This window comes from Micromonospora sp. NPDC051141, from assembly GCF_044455765.1.
Lineage (GTDB): Bacteria > Actinomycetota > Actinomycetes > Mycobacteriales > Micromonosporaceae > Micromonospora.
Window position 1 is genome coordinate 72,980 of sequence record NZ_JBITFD010000019.1, and the last position, 21,410, is coordinate 94,389.

Sequence of the window (21,410 nt, forward strand, 5' to 3'; positions counted from 1 at the left end):
CAGAACGGTAAACAAACTATAAAGATAACCTTCGATGAAGGTATGAACGAAGCCACCCGTTGTCAAGAGAGCGCTTCCTCCGGCACGGCGCGCCGCGGCGCCGGCACCGGTCGGCGCATCTCGCGCCACGGGCCGCCGAGCAGCGGGGTCAGCACCACCAGCAGGTAGCAGGCACCGATGGTGAGCAGCGTGGGCGTGGTGCCGAACCGGTCGGCGGCCAGCCCGGCGCCCAACGCGCCCACCGGCATCGCCGCCCAGGCGCCGGCGCCGATCACCCCGTACACCCGGGCCCGCATGGCCGCCGGCACCCGCTCCAGCTCCACCGCGCCCATCAGCGGGTTGAGCGCGCCGGCGGCCAGCCCGGCCACCGCGACGACCGCGACCACCACCGGCAACGGCGGCGCGGCGGCGAGCGCCCACAGCGGCGGGGCGCCGCAGACCGCGTACGCGGTGACGAACGTGGCCCGGCGGGGCAGCCGGTGCCCGATCGCGCTGAACACCAACGAGCCGATCAGCGCGCCGCCGCCCATGACGCCGACCAGCAGGCCGAACGCGGCCGGCCCACCCAGGTCGCGATTGGCCACCACCGGCAGCAGCACGTTGCTCTTGGCCGCGTCGAACAGGTTCGTGACCAGCACCAGCAGCACCATGGCGCGCAGCAGCGGCTCCCGGACCAGGAAGCGCAGCCCGGCGGCGAACTGTCGCCAGTAGCCGCCGGTCTCCGGCTCGGCCTCCTCGGCGGCGGGGCGCAGGCCGCGTGGCACCAGCAGCGTCACGACCAGCGCCGAGACGGCGAACGTGGCCGCGTCCACGGCCAGCACCGGCAGCGCGCCCAGCACGCCGACCAGCAGGCCGGCCACCGGTGCGCCGATCATGCGCGCGCCCCGCGACGTCGCCTCGTGCCAGCCGATCGCCCGCTCGATCGGCACCCCGGCCGCGGTCGCCGCCTCCGGCAGCAACGCGGTGCGGGCGGTCTGGCCCGGAGTGTCCAGCAGCCCGCTGACGAAGACCAGCGCCAGCAGCACCGGGAACGGCAGGCCGACGGTGGCGTGCAGCAGTGGCACGGCGGCGACCGTCACGCCGGAGACCACGTCGGCCAGCACGCTGGACCGGCGGTAGCCGATCCGGTCGACAAGCACGCCGCCGAACGCGCCGCCGAGGACCACCGGCGCGGTGGCGAACGCGCCGGCCAGCCCGGTGGCCGCCGGCGAGCCGGTCTCGGCGAGCACGTAGAGCGGCAGCGCGATGAGCGTCAGCACGTTGCCGGTCAGCGAGACGGCGTGCCCGACCAGCAGCCCGACCAGCGGCCGGCGGTCCCGGCTCACTGCGGCCCCCGGTAGGCCTGCCAGATCAGCGTGACCATCTCCGCGCCCGGTCGGCCGGGCGCACCGCGCTCCCGCCACCGCCGGCCCAGCGCGGACAGCTCGTCGCGCAGCTCGCCCAGCTCGTCGGGGGTCAGGTGCAGCACCGTGTCGCTGCTGGTGGTGCCGCGCACCCAGGCCAGGTCGAGGCTCGCCTCCGACTCCAGGTAGGCCTGGTAGCGCGCCACGTACCGCTCCATGGCGGCGCGGCGCAGCAGGTCGCCGGCGAGCCGGCGTTCCGGGTCGTCGAGCAGTTCGACCGGGTCCCAGTCGGTGGTGGCGTGCGCCGCCCGCCACCACCGTTCGCGGCGGTCGCGGGCCAGGTCGGGGGCCTCGGTCACGAAGCCGTGCTCGGCCAGCTTGCCGACGTGGTAGCTGACCGAGCCGACCGCCTCGCCGGTGCGTTCACTCAACATGCCCACGGTCTGCGGGCCACGCAGGCGCAACTCGCCCAGCAGCCGCAGCCGGGTGGGGTGGGCCAACGCCCGCATGGCCCGGGGGTCGGTCAGGTGCACGTGGTTCGGCTGGTCCGCCATGCCGCCACGCTAGACCGACAAGAGATGAAGTACAAGATGTCTTGTACTAGTCGAGGCAGAACTCGTTGCCCTCCGGATCGGCCAGCACCAGGTGCCCGGCGCCGAGCGGCGGAGCGGGCTCGTGCCGGGCCACCCGGGTCGCCCCGAGCGCCACCAGCCGGTCGGCCACCGCCTCCAGCGCCGCCATCCGGGCCGCCCCGGTCAGCCCGGGCGCGGCCCGCACGTCCAGGTGCACGCGGTTCTTGCCCCGTTTCGGCTCCGGCACCCGCTGGAAGAACACCCGTGGCCCGGTGCCCTCGGGGTCGACCACGGCCGAGGCGTCGCCGTGCCGCTCCGGCGGCACGCCGAACGCGGTCAGCGCCTGCTCCCACGAGTCGAAGCCGTCCGGCGGCCCCTGCACCCGGTAGCCGAGCGCCTCGGCCCAGAACGCGGCCAGCGCGGCCGGATCGGCGCAGTCGAAGGTGAATTGCACGTCGAGGCCCATGGCGGCTCTCCTCTTCCTCGGGTCGGTCCCGGCCAGCGTTCCCGACGTAGCGGTCAGGAGCTGACCGCGACCCGCGGAGGCGTCACGTCCGGCGCGTCGCCGTCCGGCCCTTGAGCCGGCGCCCCATCTCCCGGGCGATCTCCCGCTTGGCGTCCCGCTCGGCGAGCGCCTGACGCTTGTCGTACGACCGGCGCCCCCGGGCCAGGCCCAGCTCGACCTTGGCCCAGCCGTCCGCGAAATACATCGACAGCGGCACCAGCGTGACCCCGCCGTCGCGAAGCTTCTCCAGGATCCGGGCGATCTCCACCCGGTGCAGCAGCAACTTGCGGGTGCGCCGGGGCGCGTGGTTGGTCCAGGTGCCGAAGCCGTACTCGGCGATGTGCAGCCCGTAGAGCCAGAGCTCGCCGTCGCGCTCCTGGGCGAACGCGTCGACGAGCGACACCCGCCCCTCGCGCAGCGATTTCACCTCGGTGCCGGCCAGCACGATGCCCGCCTCGTAGGTCTTGAGGATGTCGTAGTCGTGCCGCGCCTTCTTGTTCGAGGCGATCGCCTTACGCCCGTTCTCCCTGGCCACGCCGGCAGGATACCGGTCGGCGCCGACGCCGGGCTGGCGGCGGCGAGGGGCGCCACTGCCGGCCGGCCGTTACCGAAAATGAGGGGCCCGGGGGTGGAGATGGTCGACGGGTCCGGCCCCTTTGCTCTGCAGCCTTATCCGCATCGGCTACGCATGGTTATCGAAGCAACGCGGCTCGGCGCGGCGGCCTTTCGAACCGGCGCAGCTCACGGCCATGCTGCGTCCGTAGCTGCAGAGCAAAGGCGTGAGACCGACCCGACCTGCGCACCGCGCAGCGTTCACCGTGCGTGAAAAGGCGATCGATCACCCAGCGTCAGGAGATCCGCCGGAACCGACGGGCCGGCCCATGCGCTCGCCGAGCCTTAACCGGAACCAGAGCTTCTCTTGGTCCGACGCTACGGCACGGCCCTCTACCGTGGCCCGGTCGCATCCACAAGGGATACGGGGCCCAGGAGGAGAAAGAGGGCGAGCCGTCGTCCTGCTTCGAGACCGACCGGACGGTCTGGTATTCGTACACTCCGACGGTGACCCGGATGGTCACCGCCAACGCCGGGCCGGACCATCTCGGCGTGGCCGTCTACACCGGCGACTCCCTCGACACCCTGGCCGAGGTGGAGTGGAGCGTCTTCGACGAGGTGGCGTTCTGGCCCCGCCTGTCCGATCCGGCCGGCCTGGGCGTCGACCTGGGTTCGCTGCGCTGGGACTTCGGCGACGGCACCACCTCGACCGAGCAGTACCCCCGCCACCGCTTCGCCGGCGACGGCGACCACCAGGTGCGGTTGACCGCGCGCACGGTCGACGGGCGCACCGCCTCGGCCACCCACACGTCGGTGGTCCGGACCCACGACGTGGCGGTCGTCAAGCTGAACACCCCCTCGACGGCCCGCGCCGGGCAGCTCGTCGGCGTCACCGTTGACGTGCGGAACACCCGTTACGACGAGAACGTCGACGTCCGGCTGCACCGCAGCGGTCCGTTCGGGTACGAGGCGGTGGGCGTCGACACCCGGCCGGTGCCGGCGCGGAGCGGGAGCACCTCGTTCTCGTTCGCGTACACCGTGACGCCGCAGGACGCGGCGGCCGGCAAGGTCACCTTCCGCGCGGTGGCCGCGGTGCGCGACCATCGCGACGCGCTCCCCGCCGACAACGAACTGCTCTCCGCGTCGGTCCGGGTCCGCTGACGCGGGGGTGGCGGTGGGCGACTCCCGCGCACCGCCACCCACCCCGTCAGACGGGCGCCACCTCCGGCTCACGGGTGGTGTCGTGGGCGGCCACCCAGCCGGTGGTGATCAGCAGCAGCGCGGCGCAGTAGGTGCCCATCACCAGCAGGCCCGCGCCGGGCAGCTCGGTGCCGGCCGCGCCCACGCCGATGAGCAGGTCGGAGACGAGGAAGAACGCGCCGCCGGCCGCGACCCGCGCGGACACCCCGGTCGCGGCGGCGGCCATCAGGCACAGCGCCAGGCTGTAGCCGAGCACCGGCAGCCGCAGCGGCCCCAGCGTGCCCCACAGCAGCGCGTTCCCGGCCGCCCAGGCGAGCAGGTAGCCGGCCCAGGCCGGCGCCGGCGGTCGGCCGTGACGCCGGAAGCCGGTCAGGAACGCGAGCTGCGCGACCAGGAAGAACCCCATGCCGACCAGGAACGCGGCCGGTCCGGGCACGAGCAGCGCCACGTCCCCGGCGGTGGCGGCGACCAGCCCGGTCGCCACCGTGTCCCACCGGCCCCGGCGCCGCCAGAGGTACGCCAGCAGCACCGGCGCCAGCAGCGGCTTGGCCAGCCACTGGAGCGCCGTCGAGTCGAGCGCCACCCCGACCAGCTCGACGGCGGCGACGAGCGCGAACAGGGTCAGCCAGGAACGCCTCACCGGGCCGGCTGCCAGCCGGGACGGCCGAGCAGGTAGCCGAGCCGGTGCCGCCAGCAGGTGGCCCGGCGGACATCGGACCAGATCGCGGCGAACTCGTGCGTCGCCACCCGCAGCGGGTTGTAGGTGCCGATGTTCTTCGTCAGCCCGTAGCGCACCGCGGCCCGCTCCGGCGCGAAGCTGCCGAACAGCCGGTCCCACACGATCAGGATGCCGCCGTAGTTGCGGTCCAGGTACTCGGTGTTCGAGCCGTGGTGCACCCGGTGGTGCGACGGGGTGTTGAACACCCACTCGATCGGCCGGGGCAGCCGGCCGATTCGCTCGGTGTGCAGGAAGAACTGGTAGAGCAGGCTGATCGACTGCTGGAGGAAGATCATCCAGGGCGGGATGCCGAGCAGTGCCAGCGGCAGCCAGAACGGCAGCGAGGTCATCGGCGTCCAGCTCTGCCGCAGCGCGGTGGAGAGGTTGTAGTGGACGCTCGAGTGGTGGACCACGTGGCTGGCCCAGAGCACCCGCACCTCGTGGTGCGACCGGTGGAACCAGTAGTAGGCCAGGTCGTCGGCGAAGAAGACGATCGCCCAGGTCCACCAGTCGCCGGGGGACAGGTGCACCGGCGCGACCGTCCACAGCGCCGCGTAGAGACCGACCGTGAGCAGCTTCCACGGGAAGCCGATGAGTTGGCTGCCCAGCCCCATCGACAGGCTGGTGGTGGTGTCGCGCAGCTCGTAGCCGCGTTCGTCGTCGTCGGGCAGGAAGCGGTAGGAGACCGCCTCGATCACGATCAGCAGCAGGAACGCCGGGACGGCGTACAGCACGGCGGGGATCATGCGCGCGCTTCCCTTCCGGTGGTGGGGGTGGGGGTGACCGGGGCGGTCAGCAGCGCCCGGGCCTGCCGGGCCGCCGCCTCACCCCGGCCGGACGCGACCGCCGCGGCGAGCCGGCGGTGCCCGGCGACGTCGAGCAGCTCGGCGGCGCGGGCGTCCGGGGGGACGTCGCCGACCGCGAACGTGCCGGCGACCAGGCTGTTGAAGGCCAACTGGTAGGCGGTGCTGCCGCTGCCGCGCACCACCAGCCGCCAGATGCGGATGTTCGCCTCCGCCATCCGGTCCAGGTCCGGCGCGAGCGCGCCGTACTCCTCGGCGGCCCGGACCAGCGCGGCGACCACCGCCTCGTCGCCGCGTTCGGCGCAGAGCCGGGCCGCGTCGACGCCGACGCAGGCCCGCATCTCCAGCATGTCGCGCACCAGCGTCTCGACCGGGAGTACGTCTCCGGAGCGGGCCAGCGACAGCGCCAGGTCGAGCCCGGCGTGCACCCGCCAGTCGAGCACCCGGGTCGCACCGCCCTGGCTGACCCGGACCAGGCCGAGCTGTTGCAGTCGACGCAGCGCCTCCCGCACCGCGTGCCGGTTCACCGCGAACGCGGCGGCCAGCTCCCGCTCGCCGGGCAGCGTCTCGTCGGGCCGGTGGCGCCCGGACACGATGGCGTCGCGGAGCTGGCCGAACACGTGGTCGGAGACCGAGGCGCGCGGCGCGGGGGTGAAGGCCATGGCCAGCAGTGTGGCCCCGAACACATCAACCCGTCAACTGGTTGGACCAGTTTGCTTCCCCGGGCCGGCCCGGCCGGTGGGTGCCGTCGCGGTCACGCCTCGTATCCTTTTCGCGGTAGGACCGCCACGGTGAAGGGAGTCGGTGTGAGCGACCGGGTCGAGACGTTGGAGTTCCAGGCCGAGGCGCGTCAGCTGTTGCAGCTGATGGTGCACTCGATCTACTCGAACAAGGACGTCTTCCTGCGTGAACTCATCTCGAACGCGTCCGACGCGCTGGACAAGCTGCGGCTGGAGTCGCTTGTCGACAAGGAGCTGTCGGCCGACACGTCCGACCTGCACATCGAGATCGAGACCGACGCCGAGGCCCGCACGCTGACCGTGCGGGACAACGGCATCGGCATGTCCCGCGACGAGGTGGTGGCGCTGATCGGCACCATCGCCAAGTCCGGCACCGCCGAGATGTTGCGCAAGCTGCGCGAGTCGAAGGACGCCGCCGCCTCGCAGGAGCTGATCGGCCAGTTCGGCGTCGGCTTCTACGCCACCTTCATGGTCGCCGACCGGGTGACGCTGCTGACCCGCCGCGCCGGGCAGACCGGTGGCACCCGCTGGGAGTCCACCGGCGAGGGCACCTACTCGGTGGAGGCGGTCGAGGAGGCGCCGCAGGGCACCTCCGTCACGCTGCACCTCAAGCCGGTCGACGCCGAGGACAACCTGCACGACTACACCGCCGAGCGGACCATCCGGGAGATCGTCAAGCGCTACTCCGACTTCATCGCCTGGCCGATCCGGATGGCCGTCGACAAGCCCGGCGAGGACGGCGACACCACCCGCGAGGAGCAGACGCTCAACTCGATGAAGGCGCTCTGGGCGCGGTCCCGGGACGAGGTCGACGAGGCGGAGTACAAGGAGTTCTACCGGCACGTCGCGCACGACTGGGCGGACCCGCTGGAGACCATCCACATGCGCGGTGAGGGCACCTTCGAGTACGAGGCGTTGCTCTTCCTGCCCTCGCACGCCCCGGTCGACCTGTTCTCCCCGCAGGGCCGGCGCGGCGTGCAGCTCTACGTCAAGCGCGTGTTCATCATGGACGACTGCGAGGCGCTGATCCCGAACTACCTGCGCTTCGTCAAGGGCGTGGTGGACGCGCACGACCTGTCGCTGAACATCTCCCGCGAGATCCTCCAGCAGGACCGGCAGATCAGCGCCGTGCGCCGGCGGCTGGTCAAGAAGGTGCTCGCCACGCTCAAGGGCCTGCCGGCCGACTCGTACCGCACGTTCTGGTCCGAGTTCGGGCCGGTGGTCAAGGAGGGCCTGCTGGAGGACGCGGACAACACCGACGCGTTGCTCGACCTGGTCCGCGCCGCCTCCACCCACGACCCGGCCGAGCTGACCACGCTGCGCGACTACGTGGAGCGGATGAAGGACGGCCAGACCGAGATCTACTACGCCACCGGCGACAACCGGGCCACCATCGAGAACTCCCCGCACCTGGAGGCGTTCCGGGCCAAGGGCTACGAGGTGCTGATCCTCACCGATCCGGTGGACGAGGTGTGGGTCGAGCGGGTCGGCGCGTACGACTCCAAGACGCTGCGCTCGGTGGCCAAGGGCCAGGTCGACCTGGAGACCGAGGAGGAGAAGGAGAAGGCCGAGGCGGAACGGCAGGAGTACGCCGAGCTGCTCACCTTCCTCGGCGGCGCGCTCGCCGACAGCGTCAAGGAGGTGCGCCTGTCCACCCGGCTGACCACGTCACCGGCCTGCGTGGTGGGCGACGCGTACGATATGACGCCGACGCTGGAGAAGATGTACCGCGCGATGGGCCAGGAGGTGCCCCAGGTCAAGCGCATCCTGGAGCTGAACCCGACCCACCCGCTGGTCACCGGGCTGCGCAAGGCGCACGGCGAGGACGGCGACAGTGCCGCGCTGACCGAGACCGCCGAACTGCTGTACGGCATGGCGCTGCTCGCCGAGGGTGGCGACCTCGCCGACCCGGCGCGCTTCACCCGGATCCTCGCCGACCGCCTGGCCCGCGGCCTCTAGTGACGAAAGGAGGGGCCCCTTCTTGACGCCCGGCGTTAACAAGGGGCCCCTCCTTTCACAGCTGGCCGGGGAAGAAGCCGTGGCGGGCCAGCGGCTCGACGATCTGGTGCTCCTCGTACGACAGGTGCGACAGCAGCGTGTCGGTGAGCAGGTCCACCGCGTCCTGGAGTTCGGTGAAGTCGCCGGGGGAGCGGATCAGTTCCACCAGCGCCCGGTCCACGCTCTCCACCACGTCGTGGATCACCACGTGTTCCTCCGTCAGGCGGTCCAGCACCGGCGCCAGCCCGCCGTCGGCCCGGCGCAGGTGCGGGAAGATGGAGGCGTCCTCCAACCCGTGGTGCTGGGTCACCACCGTGCAGTAGGCCGCGCAGTAGGCGCCCAGCGTCCAGTTGTTCTGCCGCATGGTCATCTCGTTCAGCGCGGCCCGCGCCCGACCGGGCGAGACCGCGCCGCGCCGGACCTGGTCGAGCAGGTCGCGCACCTGGGCCAGCTCCCGGCGCAGGTGGTCGTGCACGTCCACCAGGTGCTGCCCGGCCGCCTGCCCGCCGGCCGGGTAGACCTGACCGGCCGGCGCCGGCGGGGCGGTCGGCCGGGTCGACTCGTCCCAGGGGCGGCGCGCGCTCAGGCGTACCCCGGGGTCGGGGGTGGGGGTGACCGCGAGCGCGGTCGGACCGCCGGCTGCGGCCTGCTCCCCGGCGACGGCCCGGGCCCCGCTGCCGGGCGTGGTGCGCTCGGCGGCGACCAGCTCCCGCACCGCCGGCGCCACCTCCTGCGCGAAGAGCTGGATGGCGCGTGGCTCGTCACCGGCGAGGATGAACGTGGTGATGCCGTGCGCCAGCGTGAGCCCGGCCAGCTCCTCCACCCACTGCTCCGGCGGGCCGGCGAGGAAGCCGGTGGACGAGCGGGCGAACGTGCCGTTGACGTTGAGCATCCGGCGGATCGCGCCCGGGTCCCGGCCGGCGGCCCGCGCGCCGTCGTCGACAAGCGCGTTGAGCGCCGGCAGGTCGTCCGGCCCGTTCGGCAGGTACGACAGCGACGGCAGCCAGCCGTCCGCGGTGCGGCCGACCAGCCGCAGCATCCGCGGCTTGTACGCGCCCACCCAGATGCCCACCGGATGCGCCGGGGCCGGCCCGCGTTTCGCCCCGACCACCCGGTAGTGCTCGCCGGGCAGGCGGACCATGTCGCGCCGGTCGGTGTCCCACACCTCGCGGATGACCCGGATCGCCTCGTCGAGCGCGTCGACCGCCGCGCCGGGGGAGAGCCGCCGCCCGCCGGCCGCCTCGATCCCGTCCCAGAACGCGCCCGCGCCGAGCCCCAGCTCGACCCGGCCGCCGGTGAGCAGGTCCAGGCTGGCGACGCTGCGCGCCAGCACCACCGGTTGGCGCAGCGGCAGGTTGAGCACGTTGCCGGCCAGGCGGATCCGGTCGGTGGCGGCGGCCACGTACGACATCAGCGTCCAGGTGTCCAGGAAGGCCGGCAGGTAGGGATGGTCCTGGAACGTGACCAGGTCCAGCCCGGCCCGCTCGCAGAGCGTGGCGAGCGCCACCACCTGCTCGGGCTGCCCGGCGGCCGGCGTGAGGAAGCTGCCGAAGCCCAGCTCGGGTCCGTGGTCGGTCATCCACCCGCCTCTCGCGCGATCTTGTCCGGTCCCGCCCACGGTAGCGCCGCTGCCCGCCCGGCGTCCGCCGTCCCGCGACACGCCGGGCCGTCGGGTGTCCGTGCTGCTCCGGGCGCCGGTGACCGGCCGGGGTGGCCGGGGACCCGGTTCCGTCGCCGCCGGTTGCTATGGTCACGGGTGCTTGGCTAAGACGTGAAGAAAGCGCGGATATGACCAACGATGCGTTCTCGGCCGCCGCGAGCCTCGACGAGCTGCTGACCCGCACGCAGCAGGCGTTGGCCGCAATGCGGTCCCGGGCCACCGTGCACGCCGACGGCGAGCCGGGCGACCTGCTGCGGGCCGAGGGCGTCGCGGCCGGCGGCCGGGTCCGCGCGGTCGCCGTCCAGGGTGGCCGGCTGGATTCCGTCGCGGTCGACCCGGAGTTGGCCGGCGAACCGCTGGAGGCGCTCTGCGGGCACGTCGTCGCCGCCGTCAACGCCGCGCTCGCCGAGTTGGACGCTCAGGTCAGCGCCTCGGCCCGGGCGGACGCCGACGCGCTCGCCGCCCGGCTCGGCGGGCTGCCCGACCAGGCGGAGCTGTTCAGCGCGACGATGCACGAGGTGGCCGCGCGGATCCGCCGCGACCGCGCCGCCGCGTCCCGCGCCGCACGCCCGGTCTGATCGGCGGCGGGCCGGTCGCCGGAGACGACGGAGCGGCCGGCCGTCTCCGAGGAGGACGACCGGCCGCTCGCGTTGCGGTCAGCTCAGGTTGACCGCGGTGTCGTCGACGACGAAGGACGTCTGGAGGGAGGCGTCCTCCACGCCGCTGAACGAGATGGTGGCGGTGGTGCCGGCCAGCGACGAGATGTCGAAGGACCGCTGCACGTAGCCGGTGGCCTTGTTCAGGTTGGAGTAGGTCGCCAGCGTGGTGCCGCCGGCCTTGACGGTCAGCTTGTCGTACGCGGTGCTCGTGGTGGACTCCGCGCTGTCGATGTGCAGCCAGAAGCTCAGCGTGGCCCGGCAGCCGGCCGGGATGCTGACCGACTGGCTGAGCGTGTCGGTGTGCGAGGAGCCGTAGCCGTCGAGCCACGCCTTGTACGAGCCGCCGTGCGCGGCCTGGCCGCTGTCGGTGGTGATGACGCCGGACGAGGCGCTCCAGTTCACGTTGCCCGACTCGAAGCCGGGGTTGGCCAGCTTGTTGCCGGAGCAGCCGCCCGACGGCGGGGTGGAGGTGGTCGGCGTGGGCGTCGGGGTGCCACCGCCGGAGCAGGTCGGGTCACCCGACTGCGCCGGCACGCTGACCGCGTCCCAGGCCGCCTTGACGGTGTTGAACTCGGTGCAGCCGCTCGGGTAGAGGTTCTTCGCCGCCTGGAGCGTCCAGGTGCGGTACTTCAGGTACGACGAGGACGAGGTCTTCAGCAGCATCGCGTTGTACATGATCTTGATGGCCTTCTGGATGCCCAGGCCGGTCACGCTGCCGCCGTTGCAGGTCGAGCTGGACGGCTGCCCGTTGGTCGGGCTGTTGCCGTTGGCCAGCAGGTAGAACCAGTGGTTGCCCGGCCCGGCGGAGGCGTGCACCTCGCCACCGGGGACGCTGCTGGAGTAGCAGTTCGGGTCGCCGAGCGCCCCCGGGTTGTACATGTTCCGGATCGGGCCGGAGCCGACCAGGTTGATCTTCTCGCCGACCAGGAAGTCCGGCGCGTCGTAGCTGGACGGCTCGTTGGCGAACCACTCGGTGGCCGCGCCGAACGTGTCCGCCACGAACTCCTGCGTGCCGCCCCGGGAGATCCCACCCGGGGTGTGGTCGTCGATGCCGTGGCCGATCTCGTGGGCCACCACGTCGAGCGAGCCGATCCACTGGCCGGCGGTGTTCTTGCCGATCTGGACCTGGGTGCCGTCGTAGTAGGCGTTCTGGTCGTTGAGGCCCACCCGGATCGGCCAGTAGCCGCCGCTGCCGTCGGCGCCGTTGCGACCCAGCCACTGGTTGAGCATCTTGTGCTCGGTCTGCGCGGAGAACAGCGCGTCGACGCAGCCGGTCTCCTTGTTGGTGGCGGTGCCGTTGCCCCAGGCGTCGTCGGTGCCGCTGAACGTGGTGTTGTTCGCGGCGTCCTGGCAGCTGAGGTTGGTGACGGTCGGGTCCTTCATGGTGTACGTGCTGCCCGACTGGGTGGTGTTCAGCGTCAGCGGGCTGGGCCCGTTCCAGGCGCCGGTGCCGGTGCCGGCCACGATGTGCTCCTGCGTGTCCAGCACCGCGCCGGTGCGGGCGTCGACGTCGACGGTGAGCCGGCTCGGGCCGTGGGCGCCGGTGCCGCGCACGGTGGTCTCCCAGGCCAGCGTCGGGCTGGCGCCGAGCGTGTAGACCACGAGCGTGGTGCCCTCGACCGCGCTGACGGTCTTGAGCTGGGCGCGCGCCGTCTTCGCGCCGGCGGCCGAGGTCAGCTTCGGGGTGGTGGCGAGCGTGCCGATCGGCCGCTGCTGGGCGACCGAGGCGTACTTCAGGTTGCCGGTGGCGTCGGTGGCGAGCACGAAGTCGCCGCCGACCACCGGCAGGCCCCGGTAGGTGCGCTCGTAGGGCACGTACTGGGTGCCCTCGGAGGAGATCACGGGCTGCTGCACGAACGCGTCGTCGGAGCTGGCCTGGAGGTAGGCGGGACGGTTCGCGACCAGCGCGCGGGCCGAGTCGGCGGCTGCCGCGCGGGCCTGGGCGGGGTTCGGGGCGGCGGGCCCGGGGGGCGCGGCCTGCACGGCCGCGGCGGTGCCGGCGGCCAGCACGCCGGCCGCGGCCGCGCCGGTGAGCGCGGCGAGGCGGGGTGAGAGCTTCAAGAGGGTGTGCTCCTGTTCCTAGGCGCGCCGCACGGAGCCCGGTGGGGACGGGCGGCGCGATGGTGCGAGGCGGGGTGACGGTCGGTCACCGGAGCTGCCGGCGTGGCTCCGGGTCGACAGATCGACCGTCCGGGCCGTCGGGGGTCGGCGGCTCGTTGGCTGCACAATCACACGGCGCGTGAGCCGGGAGCAATGGGTGACCGGGGCAACCGACACCTGCCGGACGGTAGGCCGTCGACGCGAATTCAGGAAGCCATGATCTTCAATAGGCCCTGATCAGGGTGAACATTGTCGTCCGTGGACGGTGGCCGGTTCGAGATGCGAGGATTGCCGCTCTACGCGACTGGTGCACATAGATTCAGCGTGGACGGGCGGCCGGGCGGTCCCGGTGGCAGGCGTGGGCCGGGCGTGCTCCGGGTACGAGGGCGCCATGACAACGAGCACCACCGACCGCCCGGCCCGCACGGGCGTGATCGCGGTCGTGGCCCACCGGAAGAAGACCTTCGGCGGCGGCCTGGACGAGCTGCGCGCCCGCCTCGTCGGCGCCGGCGTCGGCCGGCTGCTCTGGTACGAGGTGCCGAAGAGCCGCAAGGCGCCGAAGCGGGTCCGCGCGGCCCTCGACGAGGGCGCGGAGCTGGTGCTGGTCTGGGGCGGCGACGGCATGGTGCAGCGGTGCGCCGACGCGCTGGCCGGCACCGACGTGCCGATGGGCATCCTGCCCGCCGGCACCGCCAACCTCTTCGCCGTCAACCTCGGCATCCCCGCCGACCTGCCCGAGGCGGTCCGGGTCGCGTTGCACGGCCGGCGCCGCCGGCTGGACCTCGGCCGGATCAACGGGGAGCACTTCGCGGTGATGGCCGGCGCCGGGTTCGACGGCGACCTGATCCGGGACGCGGACCGCCGGCTCAAGGGCCGGCTCGGCCGGGTCGCCTACGTCTGGACCGGGCTGCGCCACGTGCGCGGCGAGTGCGTGCGCACCCGCGTCCGGGTGGACGGCGCCGACTGGTTCGACGACGAGGCGAGCTGCGTGCTGTTCGGCAACGTCGGCACCATCACCGGCGGCATCCCGGCCTTCGACGACGCCCGGCCCGACGACGGCGCGCTCGAGGTGGGCGTCGCCACCGCCAGCGGCGCCGTGGACTGGGCCCGCACGCTGGGGCGGATGGCCGCCGGGCGCTCCGACGAGTCGCCGTTCGTGCGGATCACCCGAGGCCGGAAGATCACCGTACGGTTCGCCGCGCCGAAGACGTACGAGCTGGACGGCGGCGCGCGGGGAACCGCGAAGCGGCTCAAGGTCAAGGTGGTGCCGGGCGGGCTGACGGTCTGCTGCCCGGAGCCGGTGGACTGACCCGGCCGCCGGCGCCGGTGACCGCACCGGGCAGGATGCCGACATGCGTGACGACGTCCGCGACTACCTCGCCGACCTGGTCGAGCGCGCCCGCGGCGTGCTCGGCGACGACCTGACCGGCGCGTACGCGGCCGGTTCGGTCGGGCTGGGCGGCTACCAGCCGGGGCGCAGCGACGTGGACGTGGCGTTGCTGGTCGCCGGCCCGGTCCCGGCCGCCGCGAAGCGGGCGCTGGTGGACCGGCTGCGGCACGAGGCGCTGCCCTGCCCGGCGCGCGGCCTGGAACTGGTCGTCTACCGGCGGGACGTGGCCGACTCCGGCACCCCCGAGCCGGGCTTCGAGGTGGAGCTGAACACCGGCGCCGCGATGGCGTTCCGGGCCACGTTCGACCCGGCCGACCGGCCCGCCGCCGACGGGCGGTTCTGGTACGCGCTGGACCGCAGCATCCTGCGCCAGTCCGGGCTGACCCTGCTCGGCGCGCCCGCCGCCGACGTCTTCGCCGACCCGTCCCCGGCGGCGCTGCGGACCCTGCTGGTGGACGCGCTGCGCTGGTGGCTGGCGCGGCCCACGCCGCCCGGCGACGGGCCGGCGCCGGGCGCCGAGGACGCGGTGCTCGGGGCCTGCCGCGCGCTGGTGCGCCACCGCGACGGGGTCTGGCTGGGCAAGGTCGACGCCGGCCTGCGGGTGGCCACCACCGACCCGGACGCCGCGTTGATCCGGGCGTCGATCGCCGCCCGCCGCGGGGCCCCGCCCCCGACCGGCTCGGCCGCCCGCGCGTTCCAGCGCCGCGTCCTGTCCCGCCTCACCGCCGGCGGCGACCCGCGACGATCATGAGGTTGGCAGCCGCCGCCGTCCGGATCCTCGCGGCCAACCTCATGATCGCCGCCCGACCGACCGGAGCGGACCGGGGACGGGACTAGGGTGGGGTCGGGAGGTTGGTGATCATGGGAGAGTTGAGCGCGTCGGTCCGCGCCGGGCTGGAGACGGCGGTCCCCGGCGGCGTGAGCACCCGGGCCGCGGACCGGCTGCGGCTGGCCCACGACGCGTCGCACTACCTGCTGCACCCCGGCGCGGTGGCCACCCCGGCCGACGCCGGCCAGGTCGCCGCGCTGCTGACGCAGAGCCGCCGCACCGGCACCCCGCTGACGTTCCGCTCCGGCGGCACCAGCCTCAGCGGCCAGGCGGTCACCGACCGGCTGCTCGTCGACGTCCGCCGGCACTTCCGCGACCTGACGGTCCTCGACGACGGGCGGCGGGTACGGGCGCAGCCGGGCGTGGTGCTGCGGCAGGTCAACGCGCGGCTCGCGCCGCACGGTCGCCGGCTCGGCCCGGACCCGGCCAGCGAGTCCGCCTGCACGGTCGGCGGCGTGGTCGCCAACAACTCCAGCGGCATGACCTGCGGCACCGAGGCCAACACCTACCGCACGCTGGAGTCCCTGGTGCTGGTGCTGCCCAGCGGCACCGTGCTGGACACCGGCGCCCCGGACGCCGACGCCCGGTTGCGCGCCGCCGAGCCGGCGCTGCACGCCGGCCTGCTCCGGCTGCGCGACCGGGTCCGCGGCAACCCCGACTCGGTGCGCCGGGTCCGCGCCCAGTTCGCCATGAAGAACACCATGGGGTACGGCGTCAACGCGTTCCTCGACCACGACGACGCGGCCGACCTGCTCACCCGGCTGGTGGTGGGCAGCGAGGGCACCCTCGCGTTCGTCGCGTCCGCGACGTTCCGCACCGTACCCGTGCACCGGCACGCCGCGACCGGCCTGCTGGTCTTCGACACCCTCAACGCGGCGATGGCCGCCATGCCGGCGCTGGTGGCCGCCGGGCCGGCGGCGGTCGAGCTGCTCGACGCCGCCGCGCTGCGGGTGGCCCAGCGCGACCCGAAGGCGGACGCCGCGCTGCGCGCCCTGGCCGTGCGCGGGCACGCCGCGTTGCTGGTGGAGTGGCAGGAGTCCGCGCCGGACGCGCTGGCCGACCGGGTCGCCGCCGCCGGGCCGGTGCTCGCCGACCTGCCGCTGACCACCCCGGCCCGGCTCAGCGGCGAGCCCGCCGCCCGAGCCGCGCTGTGGCACATCCGCAAGGGGCTGTACGCGGCGGTGGCCGGTGCCCGCCCGTCCGGCACCACCGCGCTGCTGGAGGACATCGCGGTGCCGGTGGCGGCGCTCGCCGACACCTGTGCGGCGCTGGCCGACCTGTTCGGCCACCACCGCTACGCCGACAGCGTGATCTTCGGGCACGCCAAGGACGGCAACCTGCACTTCATGCTCAACGAGCGGTTCGCCGACGGCGCGGCCCCGGCCCGCTACGCCGACTTCACCGAGGAACTGGTCGACCTGGTGCTCGGCCACGGCGGCACACTCAAGGCCGAGCACGGCACCGGCCGGGTGATGGCCCCCTACGTGCGCCGACAGTTCGGCGACGAGCTGTACGACGTGATGCGGGAGCTGAAGACGCTCTGCGACCCGTACGGGGTGCTCAATCCGGGCGTGCTGCTCAGCGACGACCCGACGGTGCACCTGCGGCACCTGAAGACCGTGCCGACCGTCGAGGAGGAGGTGGACCGCTGCGTCGAGTGCGGCTACTGCGAGCCGGTCTGCCCCAGCCGCGACCTGACCACCACGCCCCGCCAGCGCATCGTGCTGCGCCGGGAGATCGCCGCGGCCGAGGCTGCCGGCGACGCCGCGCTGGCCCGGGAGCTGACCGACGCGTACGACTACGACGCGGTGCAGACGTGCGCCGTGGACGGCATGTGCGCCACCGCCTGCCCCGTGCTGATCAACACCGGTGACCTGGTCAAGCGACTGCGCGCCGAGGAGCAGGGCCGGGCGACGCGGGCCGGCTGGCGCGGCGCGGCCCGCCGTTGGGGCGCCACCACCCGGGGCATGGCCCGTGGGCTGGACCTGGCCGGCGCGCTGCCGCCGGCGCTGCCCGAGGCGGCCACCCGGGCGGCCCGCGCCGTGCTGGGCGCCGAGCGGGTGCCGCAGTGGCGGCGGGACCTGCCGCGCGGCGGCACGCCCCGCCGACCGCACCACGCCGACGAGCCGGACGCGGTATTCGTCCCGTCCTGCCTCGGCACGCTGTTCGCCCCCGCCGAGGGCGGGACCGGCGTGGCCGACGCGCTGCGCGCCCTCGCCGACCGGGCCGGCGTACGCCTGCTCGTGCCCGATGGCGTCGGCGACCTGTGCTGCGGCACCCCCTGGTCGTCCAAGGGGCTCACCGACGGGTGGCGGGCGGTGCGGGACCGGGTGCCGGCGGTGCTGCGCGCGGCCAGCCGGGACGGGGCGCTGCCGGTGGTCAGCGACGCGGCCTCCTGCACCGAGGGCTTCGACCGGCTGCTCGCCGACGCCGGCGGGCTCCGCGTGGTCGACGCGGTGGAGTTCACGGCCACCACGCTGCTGCCACGGCTGACCGTGCGCCGCCGGCTCGGCTCGCTGGCGCTGCACCCGACCTGCTCGTCGGTGCGGCTGGGCCTGGACGACGCGGTCCTCGCGGTGGCCCGGGCGGTCGCCGACGAGGTGGTGGTCCCGGAGGGCTGGCAGTGCTGCGGCTTCGCCGGCGACCGGGGTCTGCTGCACCCGGAGCTGACCGCGTCGGCGACCCGCGCCGAGGCCGCCGCCGTCACGGCCCACGCCTTCGACGGGTACGCCTCGGTGAACCGCACCTGCGAGATCGGCCTGACGCGGGCCACCGGGCAGCCGTACCGGCACCTGCTGGAGCTGCTGGCCGAGGCCACCGTCGGATCCGGCGGGTCTGCCGGGCACGGCGATCGTGTCTAGGCTCGGGCGATGCGTCGGTCCCGCCTGTACGCCCTGATCATCGACGCGCCGAAGGAGTCGGCCGGGGAGGTGAGCGCGTTCGGGTCCGCCCCGGCACCACCTCGACATCGGGACCGACGACGTGCCCGCCGAGGTCGAGCGGCTGCGCGGGCAGGGCGCCACCCCGGTCTCCCGCTGGCAGGACTGCCACGTGCTGCGCGCCCCCGGCGGTCACCTCGTCTGTGTCATCCCGGTGGCCAGCGACCCGGAGCTGTTCGAGGCCACCGCCAGCCGCTGGCCGTGACGGCCGGCGCCCCGACCCGTCGACGGGTCGGGGCGCCGGTCCCCGGTCACCGGGAGTAGGGCAGGGTGATCGTCGAGCGGTCGCCGGTGCCGACGGTGCTGGGGTTGTTGCCGATGGCGTTCCACACCTCGACCTTCACCGTGCCACCGGCCAGGTTGCCCAGCGTGCCGGTGGCCGAGGCCAGGCCCTGGGTCTGGCGGTAACGTTCGAACCCGACGATCGGGTCGGTGGCGAAGTACCGGTAGGTCTCCACCCGGTCGAAGCTGCCGTCACCGGTCAGGTCGTACGAGACCCGGGCCTGGACGCCGTTGCCGACCGCGGTGCCGGCGTCGACGCCCAGGTCGAAGGCGGTGGTCCCGCCGGTGTACGTGCCGGTCAGCCCGGTGGCGGTGAAGACCTGCGGGCTGGTCGGCGTCCCGTCGTGGTTGCCGTTCGCGGCGACGACGGTGACCGTGCCGGCCGGGCCGGCGGTGCCGGCCAGCCCGCCGCCGGCAGCCAGGTAGCGGGTCGGCTCCAGCGTCGGCGTCGAGGTGCTCGGGCTGGGGCTCGGGTTGGTCGGCGTCGGGCTGGCGGTGGTCGGGGTGGGCGTCGGGGTGGTCGGGGTCGGCGTCGGCGTGCCGGTCGGCGGGGGACCGGTCGGCACGGTCACGCCGCCGGTGGCGTTGCCGCCGCTCCAGGTGTACGCCCCGGAGGTGGCGGTCTTCCCGGCCGGCACGGTGAGCCGGGTGCCGTCGGAGAACGTGACGGTCAGCGGCGCGGCGGTGATGTTCGACGCCACGTAGGTGCGCGCGGTGCCCTTGCGGAACACCTTGGCCAGCGGGTGGTTCGCGGTGACCGTGGTGTCCACGTTGCCGAGCGCGGCCAGGTTGCGGATCCAGTGGAAGGTGTGCGCCTTGCTCTCGCCCTCCTCGCTGGCGAACGTGCTGTTGGCCCGGAAGTTGCGCAATGCCTCGTCGCCGTCGCCGAGCGCCAGGAACTCCCAGATGATGTCCTGCCACACCGTCGGCGGGCCGTTCTTGTTGGTGAGCAGTTCGGCGTAGTTGGCCTTGACGTACTCGGGGTGGTCGCCCAGGTAGAGGTGACCGCCGGTGATCGGCAGCATGTTGATGCCCTGGATCATCTCCGGCGCGGAGGAGAACCAGGTGGAGTACGCGCCGCCGTCGCCCCACACCATGCCGACGGTCTTGTGCCCGAAGCCGGCCGGGAAGTTCTCGTCGTGCACGTCGAACCAGTATTCGGAGATGGCCGCCGACTGCGTGGTCCACAGGTAGACGCCGGCGTCCCGGACGGCGGTGTCGCCGGTGGCCTGTCCCCACTGGATCAGGGCGTTGGCGAAGTTCATCCCCTCCGAGGAGGACTCCTGGTTGTTGCCGGCGAAGAACGGTGCCAGGCCGGAGGCCCAGTCGTGGCCGGCGTAGATGTCGAAGTCCCGCAGGTACGGGAAGCGCCGGTCGGCCCGGTCGTAGTTGTTGGCGTCGCGGATGAGCAGGTCCACCATGCCGCCGTAGCGGGTGTCGTCGGCCCAGCCGGGGTCGAACTTGGCCACCGTGGCCGCCGCGGCGACGAAGTAGCCGTAGTGGAAGTGGTGGTCGTTGAGGTCCTCGTCCGAGCCGTACGAGGCGGGGTAGCCGATCAGCGTGCCCCAGTTGCGGTCGTAGTAGAAGAGCTGGCCGGTCTCGCCGGAGCCGGCGGTGAGCCAGTTGGTGAGCCGGGTCTTCATCGCCGCCACGGCCGCGTCACGGACGGTGGTGATCCCGAGCTGGTCGGCGATCTCGGCGATCCGGGCGGCCCGGCCGAGGCCCTTGCCGGCCCAGTAGGTGTCCGTGCCGCTGATCCCCTCCGGGTTGGCCAGCTCGGCGTTGAGATAGTTGGTGACCGTGCTCAGGTCCGCGCCGGCGGCGTCGCCGACGGCCGGCACCTCGGGCAGCACACCGGTGAAGCGCATGGCGGTGGTGAACGACGGCACGCCGGCGAGCACCCGCATGGCGCCGCGGGGCGAGACGTACGTCGGGGTGATCGGCGTGGCGCCGCTGAGGCTGCGCCACTGGTGCGGGTAGAGCGCCACCACCGTCTTCGTCTCGGTGCCCTCGCGGGGCGTGGTGGTGAACGCGTACGTGGTGCGCACCGAGCCGGTCGCCGGGTCGTAGGCGTAGCTCATCCGGGTGCCGGTGACGTGCGCGTGGGCGTACCGGCCGTAGGTGTCGGCCAGGGCGGCCCGGTCCGCGCCGCCGGGCAGCACCGCCACCGAGAAGTAGCCCTTGCCGGCCAGCGTGGAGCTGATGCCGGCGCCGTTGACGGTCCAGCTCGACCCGGTGGGCCCGTACGCGACGTAGTCGTGGCCGTTGACGGTGAAGCCGATGGTGGCGCCGGAGTTGCGCCACACGGTCGGCGTCGCGGTGGCGGTGAGCTGCGCGGCGCCGCCGCCGGTCACGGTGTAGTAGCTGAACGGCAGGCCGTGTCCGATGGTGGCCCGCATGCTGCGGGTGCCGTCGCTCCAGTCGGCGGTGACGGTCCAGTCGGTCCAGTCGGCGGCCTTGACCACCGGCGCGGCCAGCCCGGGCACCCCGACGCGGACGTCCTCGCGGTACGGGTAGTGGTACTCGCCGACCCCGGTCGCGGTGCCGCTGATCGCCGGCGTGGTGGTGTAGGACAGCCCGAGCCCGTTGTTCTCGGCCTTGAACGCCAGCGGGTGGGCCTGGAGGTTCTCACTGGTCCCGCAGTTGTTGCGCTTCCAGATCAGCGAGGACCACCAGTCGTTGGTGGGAATCGCGCCGGCCGGCGCGTCGGCGGTGGCGAAGATGCGGGGGTTGGTGCTGACCGTGCCGCAGCCCTTGGGCAGCGCGGCCCCGGGCGGCAGCGTCTCGGTGTAGCTGCCCGCGCCGACGGTGCCGGCGGTGGCGGTGCCGCCACCACCGACCACGACGCCGAGCAGGCCGGCCGCCAGCAGGGACGCGGCGGCGAGGGCGATCGCCCGGCGACGCCGGGGAGTGGACGGGAGCGGGGTGGACGGCGGTGCGGCGCCGGGGGAGACGTCCCGCAGGGGGAGTGTCATGGAGGTCCCCTTCAGAGGAGAAGGTGGTGTCCGGATGGTGGTCCGACGGTGAGAGAGCGCTCTCTTGAAAAGCGAGGTTAGGTTCCGGTTACGCGTCCGTCAATGTCTTGTTGCCAAAGAGAGCGCTCTCCCGCCCTCACCCACA

At 73.6% G+C, this 21,410-nt stretch carries 17 protein-coding genes; 7 read left to right on the forward strand and 10 right to left on the reverse strand.

Translation table 11 applies throughout. The features are described from left to right. Window positions 1-62 precede the first annotated feature (62 nt). From ACIA6B_RS28890 to smpB, 4 genes are all read right to left on the reverse strand, one after another. Entirely contained in the window at window positions 63-1,325 is a 1,263-nt protein-coding gene (locus ACIA6B_RS28890) for an MFS transporter (protein WP_396778122.1), read from the reverse strand. Further along, window positions 1,322-1,897: a helix-turn-helix domain-containing protein gene (locus ACIA6B_RS28895; protein WP_396778123.1), complete on the reverse strand. Its 576-nt coding sequence runs from the start codon at window positions 1,895-1,897 to the stop codon at window positions 1,322-1,324. Before ACIA6B_RS28895 ends, ACIA6B_RS28890 begins: the two co-directional genes overlap by 4 nt. A gap of 46 nt (window positions 1,898-1,943) precedes the next feature. Continuing rightward, window positions 1,944-2,381: a VOC family protein gene (locus tag ACIA6B_RS28900; RefSeq protein WP_396778125.1), complete on the reverse strand. Its 438-nt coding sequence runs from the start codon at window positions 2,379-2,381 to the stop codon at window positions 1,944-1,946. Between the two features lie 82 nt (window positions 2,382-2,463). After that, on the reverse strand, window positions 2,464-2,955 hold the full coding sequence (gene smpB / locus ACIA6B_RS28905) for an SsrA-binding protein SmpB (RefSeq protein WP_396778127.1): 492 nt from the start codon (window positions 2,953-2,955) through the stop codon (window positions 2,464-2,466). 533 nt (window positions 2,956-3,488) lie between these two features. On the opposite strand from smpB, the gene ACIA6B_RS28910 reads away from it, so the two are divergent. Next, window positions 3,489-4,133: a PKD domain-containing protein gene (locus tag ACIA6B_RS28910; protein ID WP_396778251.1), complete on the forward strand. Its 645-nt coding sequence runs from the start codon at window positions 3,489-3,491 to the stop codon at window positions 4,131-4,133. Window positions 4,134-4,179: 46 nt separating this feature from the next. Here the strand turns inward: ACIA6B_RS28910 and ACIA6B_RS28915 are convergent, their stop codons facing one another. From ACIA6B_RS28915 to ACIA6B_RS28925, 3 genes are read right to left on the reverse strand one after another with little or no spacing between them, the layout of a single operon-like run. Continuing rightward, window positions 4,180-4,812, reverse strand: a complete 633-nt coding sequence (locus tag ACIA6B_RS28915) for a lysoplasmalogenase (RefSeq protein ID WP_396778129.1) — start codon at window positions 4,810-4,812, stop codon at window positions 4,180-4,182. After that, window positions 4,809-5,636, reverse strand: coding sequence for a sterol desaturase family protein (locus ACIA6B_RS28920; protein ID WP_396778131.1), 828 nt, complete (start codon window positions 5,634-5,636; stop codon window positions 4,809-4,811). Before ACIA6B_RS28920 ends, ACIA6B_RS28915 begins: the two co-directional genes overlap by 4 nt. Then, complete coding sequence (locus ACIA6B_RS28925; protein WP_396778133.1) at window positions 5,633-6,355, reverse strand: FadR/GntR family transcriptional regulator; 723 nt, start codon at window positions 6,353-6,355, stop codon at window positions 5,633-5,635. Before ACIA6B_RS28925 ends, ACIA6B_RS28920 begins: the two co-directional genes overlap by 4 nt. Window positions 6,356-6,499: 144 nt before the next feature. Here ACIA6B_RS28925 and htpG point away from each other — a divergent pair, with 144 nt between their 5' ends. Next, window positions 6,500-8,392: a molecular chaperone HtpG gene (gene htpG / locus ACIA6B_RS28930; RefSeq protein WP_396778135.1), complete on the forward strand. Its 1,893-nt coding sequence runs from the start codon at window positions 6,500-6,502 to the stop codon at window positions 8,390-8,392. 55 nt (window positions 8,393-8,447) lie between these two features. On the opposite strand, the gene ACIA6B_RS28935 is transcribed toward htpG, so the two are convergent. Then, the gene (locus ACIA6B_RS28935; RefSeq protein ID WP_396778137.1) at window positions 8,448-10,010 is read right to left on the reverse strand and encodes an LLM class flavin-dependent oxidoreductase; all 1,563 of its coding nucleotides are present in this window, start codon (window positions 10,008-10,010) and stop codon (window positions 8,448-8,450) included. 209 nt (window positions 10,011-10,219) lie between these two features. On the opposite strand from ACIA6B_RS28935, the gene ACIA6B_RS28940 reads away from it, so the two are divergent. Then, window positions 10,220-10,669: a YbaB/EbfC family nucleoid-associated protein gene (locus ACIA6B_RS28940; protein WP_281941528.1), complete on the forward strand. Its 450-nt coding sequence runs from the start codon at window positions 10,220-10,222 to the stop codon at window positions 10,667-10,669. A 78-nt stretch (window positions 10,670-10,747) separates the two neighbouring features. Here the strand turns inward: ACIA6B_RS28940 and ACIA6B_RS28945 are convergent, their stop codons facing one another. Further along, window positions 10,748-12,811 carry a M4 family metallopeptidase gene (locus ACIA6B_RS28945; protein ID WP_396778139.1) on the reverse strand — a complete coding sequence of 688 codons (2,064 nt, stop codon included), beginning with the start codon at window positions 12,809-12,811 and terminating at the stop codon, window positions 10,748-10,750. 430 nt (window positions 12,812-13,241) lie between these two features. Between ACIA6B_RS28945 and ACIA6B_RS28950 the strand changes: the two genes are divergently transcribed. The 4 genes from ACIA6B_RS28950 (at window position 13,242) to ACIA6B_RS28965 (ending at window position 18,213) form a co-directional block, all read left to right on the forward strand. Continuing rightward, a complete protein-coding gene (locus ACIA6B_RS28950; protein ID WP_396778141.1) occupies window positions 13,242-14,159 on the forward strand; it encodes a diacylglycerol/lipid kinase family protein in 918 nt (305 codons plus the stop codon). A 43-nt stretch (window positions 14,160-14,202) separates the two neighbouring features. After that, window positions 14,203-14,991 carry a nucleotidyltransferase domain-containing protein gene (locus ACIA6B_RS28955; protein WP_396778143.1) on the forward strand — a complete coding sequence of 263 codons (789 nt, stop codon included), beginning with the start codon at window positions 14,203-14,205 and terminating at the stop codon, window positions 14,989-14,991. A gap of 110 nt (window positions 14,992-15,101) precedes the next feature. Continuing rightward, window positions 15,102-17,930 (forward strand): FAD-binding and (Fe-S)-binding domain-containing protein, encoded by a 2,829-nt coding sequence (locus ACIA6B_RS28960; protein ID WP_396778145.1) that lies wholly within the window; start codon window positions 15,102-15,104, stop codon window positions 17,928-17,930. A 121-nt stretch (window positions 17,931-18,051) separates the two neighbouring features. Beyond that, the gene (locus tag ACIA6B_RS28965; protein WP_396778147.1) at window positions 18,052-18,213 is read left to right on the forward strand and encodes a hypothetical protein; all 162 of its coding nucleotides are present in this window, start codon (window positions 18,052-18,054) and stop codon (window positions 18,211-18,213) included. A gap of 46 nt (window positions 18,214-18,259) precedes the next feature. On the opposite strand, the gene ACIA6B_RS28970 is transcribed toward ACIA6B_RS28965, so the two are convergent. Further along, the gene (locus ACIA6B_RS28970) at window positions 18,260-21,265 is read right to left on the reverse strand and encodes a glycosyl hydrolase (RefSeq protein WP_396778149.1); all 3,006 of its coding nucleotides are present in this window, start codon (window positions 21,263-21,265) and stop codon (window positions 18,260-18,262) included. Window positions 21,266-21,410 lie beyond the last annotated feature (145 nt).